Raw genomic sequence first — 20,659 nt, 5'->3', positions numbered from 1 at the left:
CTGGTTAGACTGGAAGGCTCCCACGAGGGGCCTTTCTTTTTCCATCGCGGCAAGGAGCCAGGATGCAGACCACAGAACTTGCGCTTGAAATCAGCGCCGACCAGGGGCGGCTCGACCTGCCGCTGATCCACCGCTTCTTGTCTGAAGAGTCCTACTGGTGTCGCGGCATTCCCCTTGCCACTCTGCAGCGGGCCATCAACCATTCGCTCTGCTTTGGCGGCTACCTCGGCGGCCAGCAGGTCGCCTTCGCCCGGGTCATCACAGACCGCGCCACCTTCGGCTATCTGGCCGACGTGTTCGTGCTGCCTGAGTATCGCGGCCGCGGCTACAGCAAGGCACTGGTGGCAGCCATACTCGACCATCCCGAGCTGCAGGGATTGCGCCGCCTCTCCCTCGCCACCTCCGATGCCCACGGCCTCTACGCCGGTTTTGGCTTCGTGCCGCCAGCAAGCCCCGGCAGCCTGATGGAGATCTACCACCCCGATATCTACCAGCGCACCTGAATGGTCGGCTGTCGATAATTCCCGCCGGATCATGCTTCTCGCCCCTGCGCTGTGACGCGGGGGCCCGACAGTGCTAGATTGGCAGCCAGCTTTTTATCCGGCAGTTTCGTTAACCACAAGGACGGCAACCGTGGCCCAGCACTCTCCCTCTTTCTCCGCCTTCTCCCCCCTGCTGCAGGAGCTGGCCCAGCGCCACTGGCAACGGCTGACTGAACTGGCCCCCGACTACGGCACGCTGCCCGAACCGGTGCGCCAGACCCTGCTGACCCTGCTCGGTCTATCCGATTTTGTCGCCGACTCTCTCTTCAAACAGCCGGAGTTGCTGACCGAGCTGCTCGCCTCCGGAGATCTTGAGCGCTCCGAGCGCTGGCCCGCCTACCAACGTGATCTGGCCGCCCTGCTGGCCGAGGTGGATGACGAGGAGGCGCTCAAGCGCATCCTGCGCCAGTTCCGCCGCAGCCGCATGCTGGTGATCGCCTGGCGCGAACTGCTGGGTCATGCCGAAGTGGAAGAGAGCTTTATCCATCTCACCAAGCTGGCGGATGCGCTCATCTGCGCCGCCCGCGACTGGCTCTACGCCAAACAGTGCAACGAGCTGGGCACCCCGATGGATGGCGACGGCAACCCGCAGCCGCTGCTCATTCTCGGCATGGGCAAGCTGGGGGGCGGCGAGCTCAACTTCTCCTCCGACATCGACCTTATCTTCACCTTCCCCGAGAACGGCTACACGGTGGGCGGGCGGCGCGAGCTCGCCAACCAGCAGTTCTTCATCAAGCTGGGCCAGCGCATCATCAACGCCCTGCACCAGAGCACGGTCGACGGCCAGGTGTTTCGGGTCGACATGCGGCTGCGCCCCTTTGGCGACGCGGGGCCGCTCGCCATCTCCTTTGCCGCCATGGAGGATTACTACCAGCATCACGGTCGCAACTGGGAGCGTTACGCCATGGTCAAGGCGCGGGTGCTGGGGCCCCAGTGTGAACACGCGGTGGAGCTGGCCGAGATGTTGCGCCCCTTCGTGTTTCGCCGCTATATCGACTTCGGCGTTATCGACGGCCTGCGCCAGATGAAGGCGATGATCGCCGCCGAGGTGCGCCGCAAGGGGCTGGAGGGCAACATCAAGCTGGGGGCCGGCGGCATTCGCGAGGTGGAGTTCATCGCCCAGGCGCTGCAGCTTATTCGTGGAGGGCGTGAGCCGGCACTGCGGGTGCGCCATCTGCCGGAGGCACTGGCCGCCATCGCCCGGTGCGGCGCCCTCGAAGCCGACCACTGCGACCGCCTGCTGACGGCCTATCGCTTCCTGCGCCGGGTCGAGAACATATTGCAGGAGATCGGCGATCAGCAGACCCAGACCCTGCCCACCGAGGAGCGGGATCGCCAGCGGCTCGTCGCCGCCCTCGGCTTTACCGACTGGGGCGCCTTTATGGCTCATCTGGATGAGGAGATGGCCGCCGTCCATCAGGAGTTCGCCGCCGTGGTGGGGGAAGAGAAAGAGGCACCCGCCCATCTGGAGCAGCTCTGGCTCGATCTGTGGCGCACCGAGCTCGATGCCGCCGAGCTGGAGCAACTGCTGACCGCGCAGGGAGTGGCCGAGCCCGCCCCGCTCTGCGTCGCCCTGCTGCGCTTCAAGGAGGAGTACAAGCGCCGGCAGGTTGGCCCGCAGGGGCGCATCGCGCTGGACTGGCTGATGCCGGAGCTGCTGCGGCTGGTGGTCGCCAGCGAGCAACCCGCCCGCCTGTTCGAGCGGGTGTGCGAGCTGCTGACCCGTATCTTCACCCGTAGCGCCTATCTGCAGCTGCTGGCGGAAAACCCGGGTGCCCTGCGCCAGCTGGTGCGACTGTGTGACGCCAGCCACCTGGTGAGCGAGCAGCTGGCCCGCTACCCGATTTTGCTGGACGAGCTGCTCGATCCCCAGCACCTCTACCACCCTACCCCGCTCGATCAGTACAAGCCCCAGCTGCGCCAGTTCCTGCTGCGCATCCCCGAAGAGGACGTGGAGCAGCAGATGGAGGCGCTGCGCCAGTTCAAGCAGGTGCAGCTGCTGCGCATCGTGGCGGCCGACATCGCCGGCGCCCTGCCGCTGATGAAGGTGAGCGACCACCTCACCTGGCTGGCGGAGGCGATCACCGAAGAGGTGGTCAATCAGGCCTGGGCCCAGATGAGCGAACGCTACGGGGTGCCGCCCGAGGTAGCGGTGAGCGGCCAGCGCGGCTTTGCGGTGGTGGCCTATGGCAAGCTGGGTGGTATCGAGCTGGGCTACGGTTCGGATCTCGATCTGGTGTTCCTGCATGGCGGCGACCCCAACAGCTACACCGACGGGCGCAAACCCATCGACAGCCGCCAGTTCTACCTGCGCCTGGCCCAGCGGATCCTGCACCTGTTCAGCACCCGCACCCCGTCCGGCATCCTCTACGAGATCGACATGCGGCTGCGCCCCTCCGGCGATTCGGGCCTGCTGGTCTCGTCGCTGTCAGCCTACGAGCTGTATCAGCAAAACGAGGCCTGGACCTGGGAGCATCAGGCACTGGTGCGGGCCCGCCCCATCTATGGTGATGAGGCGGTGATCGCCGAGTTTGCCCGCATTCGCCGCGCCGTGCTGGCCAAGGAGCGGGAGCTGCCGACCCTGGCCCGCGAGGTGCGCGAGATGCGCCACAAGATGCGGGATCACCTGCTCAAGGCCGGCGCCGGCGAGTTCGATCTCAAGCAGTCCCCCGGTGGCATGGTGGATATCGAGTTCATCGCCCAGTACCTGGTGCTGGCCCATGCCTGCGGCGAACCCGAGGCGCTCACCCGCTGGTCCGATAACGTGCGCATCTTCGACGAGTGCGTGCTGGCGGGGGTGCTGACCCTGGAGCAGGCGGAGGGGCTCAAGCACGCCTATCTGGAGATCCGCAACCTCGGTCATCGCCTCAACCTCTCGGAGGTCTCCCGCAAGGTGGGGGACGACAGGCTGCTGCCGGAGCGCGGCCATGTGCTGGCGGTCTGGCAACAGCTGCTGGGGGAATAAACCGCAGGGGCGCCGAGGCGCCCCTTGTTGTATCTATTATCGGGTCGGGGTCAGCGCCCGCCGGCCACGTCGATAAAGGTGCCGGTGACGTAGGAAGCCTCGTCAGAGAGCAGCCAGGCAATGGCAGCGGCCACTTCGGCCGGCTGACCGCCCCGCAGCAGCGGGATTTGCCCCTTCACCCGGTCGACCCGACCGGGTTCGCCGCCGTCGGCGTGCATCTCGGTGTAGATGAAACCCGGACGCACCCCGTTGACCCGGATCCCCTGGGCCGCCACCTCCAGCGACAGCCCCCTGGTCAGCACGTCGACGGCCCCCTTGGCGGCGGCATAGTCCACGTACTCCCCCGCCGAGCCCAGCCGGGCGGCGGCCGAGGAGACATTGACGATGGCGCCCCCCGCCGTCATCCGGCGCACCGCCTCGCGGCAGCAGAGAAAGCAGCTGGTGACATTGGTGGTCAGGGTCTGGTTGATGCGCTCGGCGCTCATCTCCAGCACCCGCATCTGCGGCTGCAACCTGCCGGCGTTGTTGACCAGATGGGTGACGGGGCCGAGCCGTGCGTCCATCTCCTCGAACAGACGCACCACCTCGGCCTCCACCCCGACATCGGCCTGAACCGCGATGCAGCTGACCGGATAGGAGGCCAGGATCTCGGCCACCAGCGCCTCGGCACTGGCCTTGTCATGGCGATAGTTGAGGCACAGATGATAGCCCTGCCCCGCCAGATGGCGGGCGGTGGCGGCGCCAATGCCTCTGCCGCCGCCGGTGATCAGCACCCGTTTGTTCATGGACCCTCCTGGTCGTGTGGCGCATGGTGGCACTGCGAGATGGATGGTGGCCGTGTCAGGCCGGGCCGTGATCCATCACTGTCTCCACCAGCACCTTGTTGAAACGCAGATAATCCTCCTTGTCGAGCGGGGCCGGATAGCTCAGCACCCGCAGCGCATGTCCCTCGCAATCTGGCTGATAGGGCGGGTGCACGTGGTCATGATCGCTCAGGCAAAAACCCAGCGACTGATAGAAGCGCAGCCGACGAAGGGAAATCTCGTCCTCTGGCGGATCTATCTCCAGGATGACCGGGCGCCCCGCCGTCTCGCAGAAGGCGGCAAGCAGGCGTGAGCCGTGGTTCTGGCCGCGCAGGGCGGGGTTGATGGCCAGATGCTCGATGTAGATCTGCTCACCGCAGTCCCACCAGAAAATAAAGCCGAGCAGCTGCTCGCCCTGATAGAAGAGCTGACAGTGAAAGCGGGAGTCTCCCATCTTGCGTTGCTGATGCTGCGGCTGGCGCTGTTCATAGCGGGGAAAGCTGCTGCCGTAGATCTGCCAGACCAGTGGCCAGTCCGGATGGGATATCTCTCTTGCGATTTCACTTCGACTCATTCATCTGCTCCTTGGTAAAACCACAGTGATACCATCTTTATCCGACCCAAACACCCCTCTCTTTCACTGCCGGCGCAGGCATCGTCGACCCCGCCTCCCGGCCAAAACGCACAGAGCCCGCACGGGGCGGGCTCTGCATGGCGATAAAACAACAGGGCTAGGCTATTTGAACAAGCCCTTGAGCAGCTGATCGGCCACCCCCTTCACCCCTTCGTTGTCGGCCTTGTCACCCAGCAGCTTCTTGAGACCGCGCTCGGCCTCCTTGCGGGCCTTCTCCTCCAGCAGCTTGTTGTTGCTGAGCAGTGCCTTCACGTCGAGCCGGTAACTCGGCGCCTGCCAGTGGCCACCGATACGCACCGGTATGGTGATGTCCTTGAGCTCGTCCACATCCTTGCCCCCCTGCCCCTTGCTGCTCTCCACTACTGAGGTGAGGAACAGGAAGTCGAGGGTCTCCGGCACCAGAGCGGTCTGGCCCTGCCCCTTCACCCGCAGGGCGGGGGCGAACAGCTGGATGTCGTCGCTCTGGGCGACCCCGTCGGCAATCCGGAAGCTGGCGGTGAGGGCGCTGAAGTCGGTCTTGCGCGCCTCCTTCACCTGATCCGCCCCCTTGCCGGTCAGGGTGGCCCGCGCCTCGCGGATCATCTCCGCCAGGTTGATGCCGTGCAGGGCACCATCGCTCAACTTGAGGTTCACCTTGCCCTGCATCCGGCTGCGCAGCGCCAGTTCGGAGAGGCCGGCTCCCTGCACTTCGACCTCGAGATCCCCCTTGCCCTCCAGCAGATCGGTCTGGGCCAGGGTCTGCAGCAGCGGCCGCACATCGACCCCCTGTACCCGCTTGTGGGCCTGATAGCGAGCCGGCTTTTGCCGTGCATCGAGCACGCCGCTGGCGGTCACCTTGCCACCGGCCACGCCGGCGCTGAACTGCTTGAGGGTAAGCTGGCCACCGGCCAGGGCGAGCTGCAGGTCGACGGCGCTCAGATCCAGTCCCTTCAACCGCACACTGCCCAGCTGCAACCGGCCGGCCAGATCCACCGCCTTGAGGGCGGTCAGATCCGGTTCGGCCGTGGAGAGCGCCTTGGCGGCGGGTGCGGCGGCCTGCGCCGTCGTCCCGGCCGGGGCTGCAGCGCCCGAACTGGCCGCGGCGGGCGCGGCCTTGGCCGGCTGACCGAGCCAGCCGTCAAGATCCAGTGCCTCCCCCTTGAGGTCGAATTCCACCCTAGGCACGGCGCCCAGCTGCACGCTGCCGTTGCCACTCAGCAGGGCGTCATCCACCCCCATCACCAGGTTGGTCAGGGTCACGCTCTGCTTGTCGAGCTCGGCACGGGCAAAGCCTGCCAGCTTCACCTGCAGTTGCGGGCGTGGCAGAGCGTCACCACTGAGCTTGGCGGCCAGCACGGCATCCGACACCTCCAGCAGTTGCCGGTGCTCATCGAGGCGTGCCTTGAGAGTCCCCTCCAGGGTGCCGGCCAGGGTTGGCTTGTCCGCCGCCCCCTGGGCGCCCTGCAAACTGAGCGTGAGGCTGCTCCACTCCCCCAGCGCCAGCCGATCGGCCTTGAGGGAGAAGGCGTCGAGCCGCTGCACCGGATCCTTCAGGCTCCCCTCCAGGCTGAGGTCCTTGAGTTCGCTGTGGCTCTCATCCTGGGCCAGCCTGAGCTGGGCCTGCCCCTTGAGATCAAAAGCCAGCTCCCCCTGGGCCCCCTTGGCGGCCAGGGTCACCGGCACCCACTGATCCACCACCAGCTGACCCAGGTTCAGGTCCAGCTGTTCGAGGCGGGAGACTGTGCCGTTGCGATCGTCCTGCAGCAGGGCGCTGGCCTGTTGCAGCTCCACCCCTTGCAGGCTGATCTGCCAGGGTTGCTTGTCACTGGCGGCCGGGGCAGCCGGCTGACTCTCGCCCGCTGGCGAGGCATCCGCCCCCTGTTTGGTCGTCTTGATGAGATCGCTCAGGTTGGAGCTGCCGTCAGCCTTGGTCTGGATAAACAGGTGGGCGCCGCTCAGGGTCACCTTGCCGATCTCAAGCCGGTGGGAGAGCAGCGGCAGCAGGCCCACCGAGGCCTCCCCGCGCTCGAAGCGCACCAGGTCGGGCTCGGCGAAACCGGCGGGGTTGCGCAGCGCCACCTTCTCGAGAGAGAGGCCAAGGCTTGGCCAGAAGCGCCAGCCGATCGCCCCCTCCATCACCAGCTCGCGGCCGGTGCTCTTGCGCACCTGCTCCACCAGCTGAGGCTTGAACTGATTGGGGTCGATGAGGGACACCAGGGCGGTGATGGCCACCACGGCCGCCAGCGCCAACCCCAGCAGGATGTAGATGATCTTCTTCACGATGGACTCCTTGAATGCGGATCTTGTGACTGACTATACCACCGGGGGGATAACAGATGGGGCCCGTCTGCCAAAACGGGCCGCCGGCGAGACAGGGATGGTCGCAGGTCGGCGTTCAAACGCGCGGCAATAAAAAGGGCCCCGCAGGCCCCTGATGATAGTGGATGGTGGATGGCTGACGCCCGTCTCGCCCGGATCAAGGTTGACGCGGCAGTTCCCGGTAGCCCATCTCGTACAGGGTGAAGGCATAGATGTCCGCACTCTGCTCGATCAGTTTCGCCACCGGCGTACCCGCCCCGTGCCCGGCATTGGTCTCGATGCGGATGAGCTGGGGATGGGGGCCGGCATTGTCGGCCTGCAGGGTGGCGGCAAACTTGAAGGAGTGGGCCGGCACCACCCGATCGTCGTGATCCGCCGTGGTCACCAGGGTCGAGGGGTAGCTGACCCCGGGTCGGACGTTGTGCAGCGGCGAGTAGCCCTTCAGGTAGTCGAACATCGCCTCGCTGTCGGCGCTGGTGCCGTAGTCATAGGCCCAGCCCGCCCCGGCGGTGAAGGTGTGGTAGCGCAGCATGTCGAGCACCCCCACCGCCGGCAGGGCGACCCGCATCAGATCCGGCCGCTGGGTCATCACGGCCCCCACCAGCAGGCCGCCGTTGGAGCCACCGCGGATCGCCAGCCGGTCGGTGCGGGTGTAACCCTCGGCCTTGAGGTACTCGGCCGCCGCGATGAAGTCGTCGAACACGTTCTGTTTGTTCATCCTGGTGCCCGCCAGGTGCCAGGCCTGGCCGTACTCACCGCCCCCGCGCAAGTTGGCCACCGCATAGACGCCCCCCAGATCCAGCCAGTTGGCCACCGACACGCTGAAGCTCGGGGTCAGGCTCACGTCGAAACCGCCATAGCCGTAGAGGATGGTCGGGTTGCTGCCATCGAGTTTCAGCCCCTTGCGGTAGCTGATGATGAGCGGCACCCGGGTGCCGTCCTTGCTCTGGTAGAAGCGCTGCTCGGAGACATAATCCTCCGGCTTGAACGGCGCCGCCGAGGCGCGATAGAGGCTGATGGCGCCGCTCTTTGGCTCGAACCGATAGAGAGTGGGCGGCAGGGAATAGTTTTCGAAGCCGAAGTAGAGGGCGGGATCGTCGTGCTTGCCGTTGAAGCCGCTGACGCTGCCAAGGCCGGGCAGCGCCACCTCGCGCACCCGTTTGCCCTCGTAGTCGAACTGCTCGACCCGGGCGGTGGCATCCACCATGTATTCGGCGAACAGATAGCCGCTGCCGCTGTGCACCGTCAGCACCTGCTGACGCTCGGGGATAAGGTCGCGCCAGTGGGCCGGCCCCGGGTTGGCGGCATCCACCGTCACCAGCCGACGGTTGGGGGCGTCCCGGTTGGTCAGCAGGTAAAGGGTGCCGCCCTTGTTGTCCACCAGGCTCACGTCCGCGTCCAGCTCTCCCTGCACCGTCAGCAGCGGCGCGTTCTCCTGGCTCAGATCCTTCACATAGAGGCGGTTGCCGGAGGTGGAGTTCGCCGCCGAGATGAGCAGGAAGCGGTCATCCTCGGTGACGGTCGCCCCCACGTAGCGGTGGTGCTGGGCCGGGATGGCGCCAAACACCAGCCGGTCATCCTCCTGCGCCGTGCCGAGCCGGTGGAAATAGACCTTGTGCTGATCGGTCCTGGCCGACAGCTCGCTGCCATCGGGCTTGTCGTAGCTCGAGTAGAAGAAGCCCTCGTTGCCGAGCCAGCTGATGCCGCTGAATTTCACGTCCTTGAGGGGCGCCTCCAGCGGCTGCTTGCTCTCCACGTCCATCAGGTGGATCTCGCGCCAGTCGCTGCCGGCCAGCGACAGCGAGTAGGCCAGGATGCGGCCATCGCGGGAGAAGCTCAGCTGATCCAGTGCCGTGGTGCCGTCGGGGCTGAGGGTATTGGGATCGAGGAACACCTCGGCCGGCTTGCCCTCCTGCTGGCGCCACAGCACGTTCTGGTTCTGCAGTCCGTCGTTCTTGAAGAAGTAGTGGTAGCGCCCCTCGCGAAACGGCGCCCCCTCCTTGGCGTAGTTCCAGGAAGCGGCCAGCTTCTCCTTGATAGCGGCGCGATACGGGATCTGTGCCAGATAACCCTGGGTCACTGCATTCTGGGCCTTGACCCAGGCTTCGGTCTCGGGGCTGCGGTCATCCTCCAGCCAGCGATAGGGGTCGGCCACGGCCTGACCGAAGTAGTGATCCACCTGCTCACCCTGGCGGGTGACGGGGTAGTGAAGGCGCGCTTTCCCTGACATGGCATCCTCTCTGGTTGGCTGGCCGCTGCATGCACAGAGCAGTGACAGGGCCAGCAGGCTGACAATCGCTCGCATCGATGCGGCTCCCTGCAATTTCGGTGAAGCGGGCAGGTTAGCAAAGAGTGCCGGATGGCCCAACCCCCCAGCGGGTGACCAGGCAACATGAGCGGGAAACCGCCACAACCCGGATAAATCGGAGTCATATGAATTTTTTCGCTTAGGTTTGCCAGTTTATTTTGTTTGTTATCCGGCACTTGGGTCACAGGATGGAATAAGCGACTGACCATCTCGACTCATTCAGGATAAAGCATGCCGTACAGCTACCTATCACATCTGCGTTGCAGCAAGACCGGCGAGGTTGTGGATGCCGATCAGCCCCAGCAGCTGAGCCCGGTCGGCGCCCCCTTGCTGGCCAGCTACGACCTCGAGGCCCTGAAGCAGGCCTGGCATCCGGCCGCCCTGCTGGGGCGTCCCGCCAGCCTGTGGCGCTACCACGAGCTGCTGCCGGTGCGCGACCCCGCCCAGGTGGTCACCCTGGGGGAAGGCTTCACCCCGCTGTTGCCGCTGCCGCGCCTCGGCAAGCAGGTCGGCATTCCGGATCTCTGGATGAAAGATGAGAGCCTCACCCCCACCGGCTCCTTCAAGGCCCGCGGCGCCGCAGTTGGCGTCTCCCGCGCCCGCGAACTCGGCGTCACCCACTTCGCCATGCCCACCAACGGCAACGCCGGCGCGGCCTGGGCACTCTACGGCGCCCGCGCCGGCTTGCGCAGCACCATAGTCCAGCCGCAAGCGGCCCCCACCATCACCCGGCTGGAGAGCGCCCTGGCCGGTGCCCGCCTCTATCTGGTGGACGGCCTCATCAGCGACGCCGGTCGCCAAGTGGCCGAGGCGGTGGCCGAGCAGGGGCTGTTCGATGCCTCCACCCTCAAGGAGCCCTATCGCATCGAGGGCAAGAAAACCATGGGGTTTGAAATCGCCGAGCAGCTCGGCTGGACCCTGCCGGACGTGATCCTCTACCCCACCGGTGGCGGAGTCGGCCTCATCGGCATCTACAAGGCACAGCGGGAGTTGCAGGAGCTGGGCTGGGTGCAAGGACCGCTGCCGCGCCTGGTGGCGGTGCAGGCGAGCGGCTGCGCCCCCATCGTCCGGGCCTGGCAGCAGGGGGAGCGCGAGTCGCGCTTCTGGCCCGACTCCCAGACCCTGGCGTTCGGCATCAACGTGCCCAAGGCGCTGGGGGATTTTCTGGTGCTGGACGCCCTCTATCGCACCGAGGGCTGCGCCGTCGCGGTGGAAAATGGCGCCATCCAGCGCGAACTGCGTCAGCTCGCCTCCCAGGAGGGCTGCTTCGTCTGCCCGGAAGGGGCGGCCGCCTTCGCCGCCGCCCGCCAGCTGCGGGAAGCGGGCTGGATCCAGGGGGGCGAGCGGGTGGTGGTACTCAACACTGGTGCCGGCATCAAGTACCCGGACGCCATCACGGTCGTGCCCCAGCGACTGCGCCGCGACGGGAGGATCCCGGCATGAGCTTCGACTGGTCTTTTGTCCTCACCACCCTGCCGGCGTTCGGCCAATCGGTCTGGGTCACCTTGCAGCTCGGCGCCATCGTGATCCTCACCTCGCTCGCCGTGGCGCTGCTCAATGTGACGCTGCAAAGCCTGCATCGGCCCTGGCTGAACAGGGTGATCCGCGCCTATGTGGAGCTGGCCCGCAACACGCCGCTCTTGATCCAGCTGTTCTTTCTCTACTTCGGGCTGCCGGCGCTCGGTCTGTCGTTGTCGGGCTTTGCCACGGCGGTGATCGCCATGACCTTCCTCGGCGGCGGCTACCTGACCGAGGCGCTGCGGGCAGGCGTTCAGGCAATCCCCCCCAGCCAACTGGAGGCGGGGCGGGCCATCGGCCTCTCCCGCTGGCAACTGCTACGCCACGTGCAGCTGCCCCAGGCCTGGCTCGCCAGCCTGCCGGCGCTGTTTGCCAATTTCATCTTCCTCTTGAAAGAGACCACGGTGGCCTCGGCGGTGGCGGTGCCGGAACTGCTCTACACCACCAAGAACTACATCGCCCTCTACTACAAGACCTACGAGATGCTGGCGGTACTGACCTTGATGTGCGTGCTGATCTTTCTGCCGCTGTCGCTCGCCCTGCGCGTCGTTGAAAGGAGGCTGCAACATGGTCAGTTCGGTCATTGAGCAACTGATGAAGGCACCTATTGTCCTGCTGCCGCCGTCACTCGCCACCCATGCACAAAGAAGGAGGGCTCGCTATGGCCAGTCCGGTCACTGAGCAGCTGACGCAGGCGCTACCGCTGCTGGCGGTGGGCGCGGGCCAGACCCTCGCCATCTCCCTGCTCGCCATCCTGTTCGCCACCCTGGGCGGAGTCGGTTACGGCGTGCTGGCCCAGCAAGGGGGAAGGCTGACGCGGGTAGTGTTGCGAGTCTATCTGGAGCTGTTTCGGGTGGTGCCCGTGCTGGTCTGGCTCTACCTCTTCTTCTTCGGGCTGCCGATCTTCTTTGGCCTGGATATCCCGGCCTTCTGGTGCGCCGTGCTGGTGCTGACCCTGTGGGGCGCCAGCGAGGTGGGAGAGGTGGTGCGCGGCGGCCTCAACTCCCTCGCCCGCGGCCAGCAGGAGGCCGGCCTGGCGCTCGGGCTCTCTCGCTGGCAGCTCTATCGCCACGTGCTGCTGCCCCAGGCGCTGCAACGGCTGACGCCGCCCACCATCAACATCTACACCCGCATCATCAAGACCAGCTCGCTGGCGGTGCTGATCGGGGTGGTGGAGGTGATCAAGGTGGGCCAGCAGATCATCGAGCGCACCTATGGCTCGCTGCTCATCTACGGTCTGCTGTTCCTGTTCTTTTTTCTGGTCTGCTATCCGCTCTCGCTCGTCTCGCGCCGGCTGGAGCAACAATGGGGTAATGCGGTATGACACCTCTGCTTGAGCTCAATGCTGTCAGCAAACAATTCGGCCACAACCGGGTACTGGATGAGGTCAGCCTCACGGTGCACCCAGGGGAAGTGATCGTCATCCTGGGGCCGAGCGGCTGCGGCAAGAGCACCTTGCTGCGCACCCTCAACGGGCTCGAACCCATTCAGGGGGGCGAGATTCGCTTCGATGGAGAGCGGCTGGATGCCAGCACCGACTGGCAGCGGGTACGCCAGCGGATCGGCATGGTGTTCCAGAGCTATCACCTCTTCCCCAACCTGACGGTGCTGGAGAACGTGCTGCTCGGCCCCCTTCAAGTGCAAAAACGAGAGCGGCAGGAGGCCCTGCTGCAGGCGGAACAGCTGCTGACCCGCATCGGCCTGTGGGAGCGGTGCCACGACTATCCGCGCCAGCTCTCCGGCGGCCAGCAGCAGCGCATCGCCATCGTGCGGGCGCTCTGCATGAACCCGCAGGTGATGCTGTTTGACGAGGTGACCGCTGCGCTGGATCCCGAGATGGTGCAGGAGGTGCTGGAGGTGATCCGCGATCTCGCCGGCAGCGGCATGACCCTGCTTATCGTCACCCACGAGCTGGCCTTCGCCCAGGCGGTGGCGGATCGCATCGTCTTCATGGACGGCGGCCACATTCTGGAGCAGGCCGCCCCCCATCAATTTTTCGAGCACCCGCGCAGCCAGCGTGCCCGCCAGTTCCTCGCCAAGTTTTCTTATACAAATGTCATCAAACGAAAGGAGTCAGCATGAAAAAAATCACCTCGGTTCTGTTCAGTGCCTTGTTGGGACTGGGTCTCGCCAGCGGCGCCGCCCATGCGGCGGACGGTTCCCTTGCCAAGATCAAGGCCCGCGACAAGCTCATCGTCGGCGTCTTCACCGACAAGCCCCCGTTTGGCTATGTGGACGAGAAGGGCAACTACGTCGGCTTTGACACCGACCTCGGCCGCCGTTTCGCCAAGGATCTGCTGGGGGACGAGAACAAGGTCGAGTTCGTGGCGGTGGAGCCCGCCAGCCGCATCCCCTTCCTGCAAAGCGACAAGGTGGATCTCATCCTCGCCAATATGACGGTGACCCCGGAGCGGCGGCAGGTGGTGGACTTCACCAACCCCAACCTCAAGGTCGCGGTGCAGGTGCTGGTGCCGGAGAAGAGCGCCGCCAAGGGGCTGAACGATCTCGCGGACAAGACCCTGATCGTCACCACCGGCACCACGGCCGACATCTGGCTGACCCGCAACCACCCGGAGTGGAAGGTGCTCAAGTTCGAGAAGAACACCGAATCCCTGCAGGCGCTGGCCCAGGGCCGTGGCGATGCCTATGCCCAGGACAACCTGGTGCTCTTCAGCTGGGCCAAGGAGAACCCGGGCTATCGGGTGTTGCCCGAGAAGTTGGGCTCGGAAGACCCCATCGCGCCGGCGGTGAAGAAGGGCAATATCGAGCTGCGTGACTGGGTCAACGACCGTCTCGCCAAGCTGGGGGAAGAGAAGTACCTGCTGAAACTCTACGACCAGTATGTGCGCGAACACTTAAGCGCCGATACCGATCCGAACGACGTGATAGTGGAAGGAGGCAAGTGGCAGGGCTGAACCTGCGAAGTGCTGAGAGTGTGATGTGTGAAGTCTTGGTTCCGTTGGTCCGCAAACCGCAAGGTTTGACCTTTCAGGCGTCCCCCTCGGGTGGCGCCTTTTTTTCGCATGGGAAAAAGAACCGGGCCAGGGGCCCGGTTGAAAACCCGCGCAGAGCAGGCTGTGTCACGTCGATGACACGGTTCAGGCTGCCGGACTGGCACGGGATGCCGTCCGGCCAATTCGCCGCGCCGCCGGGGGCGGGATGAGCCCTCGGCAACGCCGGCGAATGGGGTGGCGCAGCGGGCGCCGAAGAGAGTGCCTACTCCCGCTCCAGGGCGTGGATGGGGTCCATCCGCGCCGCCCGTCGCGCCGGGAAAAAGCCGAACAGCACGCCGATGAGGCTGGAGCAGAAGAAGGCCATCAGCACGGCGTCCAGGGAGTAGCTCAGGGTGAACTGGCTGCTGAAGTGCTCGAACAAGACGCCGACCAGCAGGGAGAGCAGCACCCCGGCCGCCCCGCCCAGCAGGCAGACCAGCACCGCCTCGATCAAGAACTGCTGCAATATGTCGCCGGTTCTGGCCCCCACCGCCATCCGCACGCCGATCTCGCGGGTGCGCTCGCTCACCGACACCAGCATGATGTTCATCACCCCGATACCGCCCACCACCAGGGAGATGAGCGCAATCATGGCGATCAGCAGGGTCAGGGTGGCATTGGTGCTGGTGATCGCCTGACGGATGCTGTCGGTGTTGAGCACGAAGAAATCCTGAGCGCCGTGCCGCTCACGCAGCAGGCGGGTGATGCCATCCTCGGCGGCGGCCAGCGCCACCTCATCCTGCACCCGCACGCTGATGCTGCGCAGGTGGCTCTGGCCCAGCATCCGCGTCATGGCCGTGGTGTGGGGGATCCAGACGTTGAGGTTCTCGTCGCTGCCAAAGCCGCTCTGGTTGCGGGCCACCACCCCGATCACCCGGCACGGCAGGCTCCCCAGCAGGATCACCTGACCGAGCGGCGACTCCCCCGCGGCAAACAGGCGCGCCAGGCTGTTCTCGTCGATCACCACCTCCTGCGCCAGAGCGGCCACGCTGGTGGCATCGAACAGCATGCCTTGCAACAGTCGATAGCCGCGCACCTGGAAGAACTGCTCCCCCACCCCGTTCACCGAACCCAGTACCGCCTGACTGCCCCGGCGCAGGGTGACGCTGGTGGCCAGGCTGGGGGTCACGCTGTGCACATAACCGAGCCCGGCGAGAGCGTCGGCGTCCTCCACCCTGAGGGTCTGGACCGCCTCGGCCCGCCGATCGCCGAAGCCGCTGCCGGGGAAGATCTCCAGGGTGCTGGTGCCCATGGCATTGATGTTGGCCAGCACCTGCTGCTGGGATCCGCGCCCCAGCGCCACCACCGACACCACGGCGGCGATGCCGATGATGATGCCGAGCATGGTGAGGAAGGTGCGCATGCGCTGGGCCTGCATGGCCAGCAGCGCCATCTTGAAAGCGGCGCCGAGCCGCCCGGCCAGACCGCCGCGTCCCCCGATGTCGGCACGAGGAGTAGTTGGCGCAGGGGATGGCAGTGCCGGCTCGCGACGACGGTCGGCCACCACCTCGCCATCTTTCAGCTCGATGATCCGCTCGGCCTGCTCGGCGATCGCCATGTCGTGGGTCACGATCACCAGCGTATGCCCCTCGCGGTGCAGCCCATTCAATATGCCGAGCACCTCGGCCCCGCTCTGGCTGTCGAGGGCGCCGGTCGGCTCGTCCGCCAGGATCACCTGACCGCCGTTGATGAGGGCGCGGGCAATGCTGACCCGCTGCTGCTGGCCGCCGGAGAGCTGGTTCGGCTTGTAGTCGAGCCGGCTGCCGAGTCCGAGCCGCTGCAGCAGACTCTCGGCCCGCGCCTTGCGCGCATCGCCGGCCAACCCGGCATAGAGGGCGGGCAGCGCCACGTTGTCGCGGGCACTGAGATCCCCCAGCAGGTGGTAGCGCTGAAAGATGAAGCCGAAGTGCTCGCGGCGCAGGGTCGCCAGCGCATCGGCCGCCAGCCGGCTCGTCTCCCGTCCGGCCACCCGATAGTCACCCTCGCTCGGCTGATCGAGGCAGCCCAGAATATTGAGCAGGGTCGACTTGCCAGAACCGGAGGCGCCGACGATGGCCACCATCTCACCCCGCGTTATGGTCAGGTCGATGCCCTTGAGCACCTCGACGCGCCGCTCCCCGTCGCCAAAATGGCGGCGGATACCGCTCAGTTGCAGCAGTGGTTCTCTCATCATCACATCCCCATGGGCGGACCCATCCGCCCGCTCTGCTGGTGCTGGGCCGTCAACTGGCTCACAACCACGGCCTCCCCCTCCGCCAGCCCGTCCAGGATCTGGGCATCCACCTTGTTGTTGAGGCCGACCTTCACCTGCCGCCATTGCGGGCGACCGGCCTCATCCACCACCTGTACCCGCCCCTCGCTCAGGGCGATGGCCGGGATCACCAGGGCGTTGCGCTCGGTCGCCAGTACAATGTGCACCTGGGCCGTCATGCCGATGCGCAGGGCCCGCTGCGGGTTTTCCACCTCGAACAGGCCGTTGTAGTAGACGGCCGTGCTGGTCGAACTGCTGCTGGTCGTGTCGTCGTTGATGGTGTCGGGGGCGGGCTCGATGGCACGCAAGCTGGCCTGGTAGCGCTGCTTGGGCGCTCCCAGCACGGTGAAATAGCTGGGCAGGCCGGCCTTCACCCTGATCACGTCCGCCTCCGAGATCTGCGCCTCCACCGTCATGGTGTCGAGCCGTGCCACCTTGACCATGGTCGGGGTACTCTGCACCGCGTTGACCGTCTGCCCCTGTTCCACCGGGATCGCCACTATGGTGCCCGCCATGGGGGAGACGATGCGGGTGTAACCCAGATTCACTTTGGCGGTGTCGACCGCGATGCGGGCCTGCACCGCCTGCGCCGTCAACGCCCGGATGTCGGCACGGGTGGCCGTCAGGGTCGCCTCCGCGCTGTCGTAGTCGGCCTGACTGCCCAGTCCCCGAGCCAGCACCTTGCGCTGGCGCTCGAAGGCCAGCTGGTTGTTGCGCAAAGTTGCCCGGCGCGAGGCCAGCTGGGCCTGCACGTTGTCGAGAGCAGCTTCGGCATCCTTGAGGGCGTTCTGCTGGGTGAGATCGTCGATCTCGACCAGCAGATCGCCCTGCCTCACCTCGTCCCCCAGTGCCACGTGCAGCGCCTTGATTTGCCCCGACACCTGGGCCCCCACACTCACCAGCTTCTGGGCCTGCAGGGTGCCGTCGGCCAGCACGCTCTGCTCCAGATCCCGCCGCTCGACCGAAGCCGTGATATAGGCGGCAGCCGGCGCCGCCCTGGAAGGCAGCCACAGCCAGCCGGCGCCGACCAGCACCAGGGCGGGCAGCAGCAGGCGAACAACGGGGAGACGGACAGGGGGCATCGCGGATATCCTTGGCTAAAACAGAGGATGAAACAGACCCGGGCAATCTACTCCAATGTCCGGTTAAGCCTCTTGCAGGGCAGTGTAAGGATTGCGTAAAAGCAGCTGTCAGGCGGAGACGGACACGGGAAAATGGCGCCAACCCGAGACGGAGAAGAGCGATGAAGATCCTGCTGGTGGACGATGATCTGGAGCTTGGCACCATGCTGAGCGAATACCTGGGCGGCGAAGGCTTTGCCGCCACCCATGTGCTGACCGGCAAGAGCGGCGTGCAGCACGCCCTCTCCGGCAACTATGCCGCCGTGGTGCTCGACATCATGCTGCCTGACCTGAACGGCAGCGAGGTGCTGCGCCAGATCCGTCGCGACAGCCGGATCCCCGTCATCATGCTCACCGCCAAGGGGGACAATATCGATCGGGTGATCGGACTGGAGATGGGGGCCGATGACTATGTGCCCAAACCCTGCTACCCGAGGGAGCTGGTGGCCAGGCTGAGGGCCGTGCTGCGCCGGGTCGAGCCGGCCCCCGCCCATCCGGGCAAAGAGCAGGGCCTGCGCCTTGGCGAGCTGGTGCTCTCCCCCGCCACCCGTCAGTGCCACTGGCAAACGCAGCCGCTGGAGCTGACCGCCACCGAGTTCAACCTGCTGGAGCTGCTGCTGCGCTCGCCGGAGCGGGTGGTCAGCAAGGATGAGCTCTCCCTGCATGGGCTGGGCCGCCCACGCGAGCCCTATGATCGCAGCGTCGACGTGCACATCTGCAACATCCGCCAGAAGCTGCAGGCCCTGGCGGGGGAAGCCGTCGGCATCGAGACGGTGCGCAGCATAGGATACCGGCTGGCATGATCCTCAAGGGGCGCCTGTTCTGGAAGATCCTGTTCGGCTTCTGGTTCACCATCATCATGATGAGCCAGCTGCTGTGGGTGGCCTTCAGCCTCTATCGCCATGAGGGACCGCCGGAGCAGCGGATGGCAAGCCAGCTGGCCGAACGTCAGCTGGAGGCGGCCGCCAGCCTGTTGCAGCGACAGGGACCGGCTGCAGTCGCAACCCTGCAGGCCAGCTGGCCGGCCCAGGAGCGAAGGCTGCTGCAGCTTGAACCGATCGCAACAGAACCAGCCACGACGCTGAGCGGCCGCATCCTGCTGGGGGCCGATGGCCAGCACTATCGGCTCGACTACGACGGCGCCGGCCTGCAGCAGTTGCTGGCCCCGCCCCAGCCCCACCGCAACTGGCTCAACATGCCGCCCCCCATGTGGTGGATCGGCGGGCTTGGCGGCCTCTTCTTCAGTGCCCTGCTCGCCTGGCACCTGACCCGTCCCATGAACCGCTTCCGGCAGGGGTTCGCGCGCCTCGCCCAGGGTGAGCTTGATGTGCGCCTCTATCCCGCCATGCGGCGGCGCCACGACGAGATCAGCGATGCGGCCCGCGACTTCGATGCCATGGCCGAGCGGCTGCAACTGCTGGTGGAGAGCCGCGAGCAGCTGTTGCATGACGTCTCCCACGAGCTGCGATCCCCCCTTGCCAGGCTGCAGCTGGCCATCGGCCTGGCCCAGCAGGATCCGGCCAGGATCGCGGGATCCCTGGCGCGGATCCAGCTCGAGACCCAGCGCATGGACAAGATGATCGGCGAACTGCTGACCCTCACCCGTGCTGGCCATGGCGAGCGGGATAGCGAGGAGTATTACGATCTGCAGGGGCTGGTCGACGCCGTGGTGAGCGATGCCCGCTACGAGGCGCAGCATATGGGCATCGAGATCAAAACCTGGGTGGATGAAACCCGGGAGTACACGGTCTGCGGACAGGCGGAGCTGATCCGCCGGGCTCTCGACAATGTGCTGCGCAATGCCCTGCGCTTCTCGCAGGCGGGCCAGTGCATCCACCTGACCCTGATGCAGCAGGGCAGCGAGTTCGTCATCGAGGTGGCGGATCAGGGGATCGGTGTGGATGAGAGCAAGCTCTCCAGCATCTTCGATCCCTTCGTGCGGATCGGCTCCCCCGCCGCAGGCAAGGGCTATGGGCTGGGCCTTGCCATCACCCGCAAGGCCATCCAGGCCCAGGGCGGGCGGGTCGACGCCAGAAACGGCGAAGAGGGCGGCCTGATCGTCACCCTCCACCTGCCGGGCTAGCTGCTCCGCCCTGTCATCACAGCGATCGGTTAGCCCCGCAGCCGCTGCAACTGGTTGATGGCGGCGCCGGTAGAGCGAAAGGCAAACTCGGCAGGGGCAAGGCCGGCCAGCTTGCGCCACTCGCAGGCGGCCACATCATCGGCCGCCACCACCAAAGGCTTGTCTGCCAACTCCAGCAAGAACACGGTATCGCAGGTATGATAAACCACATCGTCATAGGGATAGACGTTGGCATAGGAGCCCAGGTAGCGCGGCGTCTCTCCCGCCAGATCCAGCCCCAGCTCCTCCTTGAGCTCCCTCACCAAGGCTTCCTCCAGCGATTCGCCGGGATCGACGAAGCCACCCGGCAGATCCAGCAAGCCCCGGCCTGGATCCCGAGCCCGTACCGCGACCAGCAGCTCGTCCTGCCAACACAGTGCCACCATCACGGCCGACGCCACATTCTGGAAATAGTGAAAACCACAGCCACAGGCAAACTCTTTCTCGCTGCGCTGTTGCAGCGTTCCGGAACCACAACGGGGACAAAACATAGGAGACTCTCATCTGACACCAAAGGCGCATTGTATGCCGAACCCCATCCATGATGGAAAGCCTTGAGGCACAACACCCATAACGTGATAAATCAGCGGGATATAAAAGAAGGAGAAGAGGTAATACAGCGGGAAGCAAACGAAAGAAGCCCAGTCTTTCGACTGGGCTTCTTGTTAGTGGCGGAGCGGACGGGGAGACGGACAGAGTCCGGCTCAAACACAAGGGACAACAGACAGGGACCGAGTTGCCCGTGGCAAGTCGCAGCCCTGGCGGTTGTCTCTTGTTTCCTCATCCCGTTTGCAAAAGCCAGATAGCAAAAAGGCCTTCCCATTTGGGAAGGCCTTTCAATTTAGTGGCGGAGCGGACGGGACTCGAACCCGCGACCCCCGGCGTGACAGGCCGGTATTCTAACCGACTGAACTACCGCTCCGCATTCGGTTAGCTTTCGCTAAATCTTTTGCCGCTTCTTTATGAGGTGTCATCCTCGCAGCCGGTCATGTCTTTCACATCACCGTTTAATTGGGTGCCTGGCAGTGTCCTACTCTCGCATGGCGAATGCCACACTACCATCGGCGCTACAGCGTTTCACTTCTGAGTTCGGCATGGGGTCAG

The 20,659-nt window shown here is 65.5% G+C and carries 16 protein-coding genes and 1 tRNA gene; 9 read left to right on the top strand and 8 right to left on the bottom strand.

From position 1 onward, the window contains the following. The first annotated feature begins 62 nt into the window (after positions 1-62). Together AB5Y98_RS10225 and glnE are read left to right on the top strand one after the other, a co-directional pair. Entirely contained in the window at positions 63-503 is a 441-nt protein-coding gene (locus tag AB5Y98_RS10225; protein WP_368231853.1) for a GNAT family N-acetyltransferase, read from the top strand. 130 nt (positions 504-633) lie between these two features. Further along, entirely contained in the window at positions 634-3,507 is a 2,874-nt protein-coding gene (glnE, locus tag AB5Y98_RS10220; RefSeq protein ID WP_368231852.1) for a bifunctional [glutamate--ammonia ligase]-adenylyl-L-tyrosine phosphorylase/[glutamate--ammonia-ligase] adenylyltransferase, read from the top strand. Between the two features lie 50 nt (positions 3,508-3,557). Here the strand turns inward: glnE and AB5Y98_RS10215 are convergent, their stop codons facing one another. The 4 genes from AB5Y98_RS10215 to AB5Y98_RS10200 form a co-directional block, all read right to left on the bottom strand. After that, positions 3,558-4,292: an SDR family oxidoreductase gene (locus AB5Y98_RS10215; RefSeq protein WP_368231851.1), complete on the bottom strand. Its 735-nt coding sequence runs from the start codon at positions 4,290-4,292 to the stop codon at positions 3,558-3,560. Positions 4,293-4,347: 55 nt separating this feature from the next. Then, positions 4,348-4,884: a GNAT family N-acetyltransferase gene (locus AB5Y98_RS10210; protein WP_005309313.1), complete on the bottom strand. Its 537-nt coding sequence runs from the start codon at positions 4,882-4,884 to the stop codon at positions 4,348-4,350. Between the two features lie 162 nt (positions 4,885-5,046). Next, positions 5,047-7,203: an AsmA family protein gene (locus tag AB5Y98_RS10205; protein WP_368231850.1), complete on the bottom strand. Its 2,157-nt coding sequence runs from the start codon at positions 7,201-7,203 to the stop codon at positions 5,047-5,049. A 196-nt stretch (positions 7,204-7,399) separates the two neighbouring features. Next, positions 7,400-9,547: a prolyl oligopeptidase family protein gene (locus tag AB5Y98_RS10200; protein WP_368231849.1), complete on the bottom strand. Its 2,148-nt coding sequence runs from the start codon at positions 9,545-9,547 to the stop codon at positions 7,400-7,402. Positions 9,548-9,781: 234 nt separating this feature from the next. Here AB5Y98_RS10200 and AB5Y98_RS10195 point away from each other — a divergent pair, with 234 nt between their 5' ends. The 5 genes from AB5Y98_RS10195 (at position 9,782) to AB5Y98_RS10175 (ending at position 13,983) form a co-directional block, all read left to right on the top strand. Continuing rightward, a complete protein-coding gene (locus AB5Y98_RS10195) occupies positions 9,782-10,993 on the top strand; it encodes a threonine synthase (RefSeq protein WP_368231848.1) in 1,212 nt (403 codons plus the stop codon). Then, positions 10,990-11,655, top strand: coding sequence for an amino acid ABC transporter permease (locus tag AB5Y98_RS10190; RefSeq protein WP_201881436.1), 666 nt, complete (start codon positions 10,990-10,992; stop codon positions 11,653-11,655). Before AB5Y98_RS10195 ends, AB5Y98_RS10190 begins: the two co-directional genes overlap by 4 nt. A gap of 74 nt (positions 11,656-11,729) precedes the next feature. Continuing rightward, entirely contained in the window at positions 11,730-12,392 is a 663-nt protein-coding gene (locus tag AB5Y98_RS10185; RefSeq protein ID WP_017764783.1) for an amino acid ABC transporter permease, read from the top strand. Continuing rightward, positions 12,389-13,150, top strand: coding sequence for an amino acid ABC transporter ATP-binding protein (locus AB5Y98_RS10180; protein WP_368231847.1), 762 nt, complete (start codon positions 12,389-12,391; stop codon positions 13,148-13,150). The genes AB5Y98_RS10185 and AB5Y98_RS10180 overlap by 4 nt, the downstream gene beginning before the upstream one ends. Then, a complete protein-coding gene (locus AB5Y98_RS10175) occupies positions 13,147-13,983 on the top strand; it encodes a transporter substrate-binding domain-containing protein (protein ID WP_139398077.1) in 837 nt (278 codons plus the stop codon). The genes AB5Y98_RS10180 and AB5Y98_RS10175 overlap by 4 nt, the downstream gene beginning before the upstream one ends. A 301-nt stretch (positions 13,984-14,284) precedes the next feature. On the opposite strand, the gene AB5Y98_RS10170 is transcribed toward AB5Y98_RS10175, so the two are convergent. Then, positions 14,285-16,231, bottom strand: a complete 1,947-nt coding sequence (locus tag AB5Y98_RS10170; RefSeq protein WP_368231874.1) for a MacB family efflux pump subunit — start codon at positions 16,229-16,231, stop codon at positions 14,285-14,287. A 2-nt stretch (positions 16,232-16,233) separates the two neighbouring features. Then, complete coding sequence (locus AB5Y98_RS10165) at positions 16,234-17,394, bottom strand: efflux RND transporter periplasmic adaptor subunit (protein WP_368231846.1); 1,161 nt, start codon at positions 17,392-17,394, stop codon at positions 16,234-16,236. Positions 17,395-17,555: 161 nt separating this feature from the next. Here AB5Y98_RS10165 and AB5Y98_RS10160 point away from each other — a divergent pair, with 161 nt between their 5' ends. Both AB5Y98_RS10160 and AB5Y98_RS10155 read left to right on the top strand, forming a co-directional pair. Continuing rightward, positions 17,556-18,236: a response regulator transcription factor gene (locus AB5Y98_RS10160; protein ID WP_368231845.1), complete on the top strand. Its 681-nt coding sequence runs from the start codon at positions 17,556-17,558 to the stop codon at positions 18,234-18,236. Continuing rightward, positions 18,233-19,516: an ATP-binding protein gene (locus tag AB5Y98_RS10155; protein WP_368231844.1), complete on the top strand. Its 1,284-nt coding sequence runs from the start codon at positions 18,233-18,235 to the stop codon at positions 19,514-19,516. The genes AB5Y98_RS10160 and AB5Y98_RS10155 overlap by 4 nt, the downstream gene beginning before the upstream one ends. A gap of 29 nt (positions 19,517-19,545) precedes the next feature. Here the strand turns inward: AB5Y98_RS10155 and AB5Y98_RS10150 are convergent, their stop codons facing one another. Together AB5Y98_RS10150 and AB5Y98_RS10145 are read right to left on the bottom strand one after the other, a co-directional pair. After that, on the bottom strand, positions 19,546-20,046 hold the full coding sequence (locus AB5Y98_RS10150; RefSeq protein ID WP_368231843.1) for an NUDIX domain-containing protein: 501 nt from the start codon (positions 20,044-20,046) through the stop codon (positions 19,546-19,548). A gap of 354 nt (positions 20,047-20,400) precedes the next feature. After that, positions 20,401-20,477 (bottom strand) — tRNA-Asp (locus tag AB5Y98_RS10145). Positions 20,478-20,659 lie beyond the last annotated feature (182 nt).

The organism is Aeromonas sp. s3 (assembly GCF_040907805.1).
GTDB classification, from domain to species: domain Bacteria; phylum Pseudomonadota; class Gammaproteobacteria; order Enterobacterales; family Aeromonadaceae; genus Aeromonas; species Aeromonas dhakensis.
The sequence above is the reverse complement of the archived record's forward strand: the minus strand, read 5'-3'. Positions and strand labels throughout refer to the sequence as shown.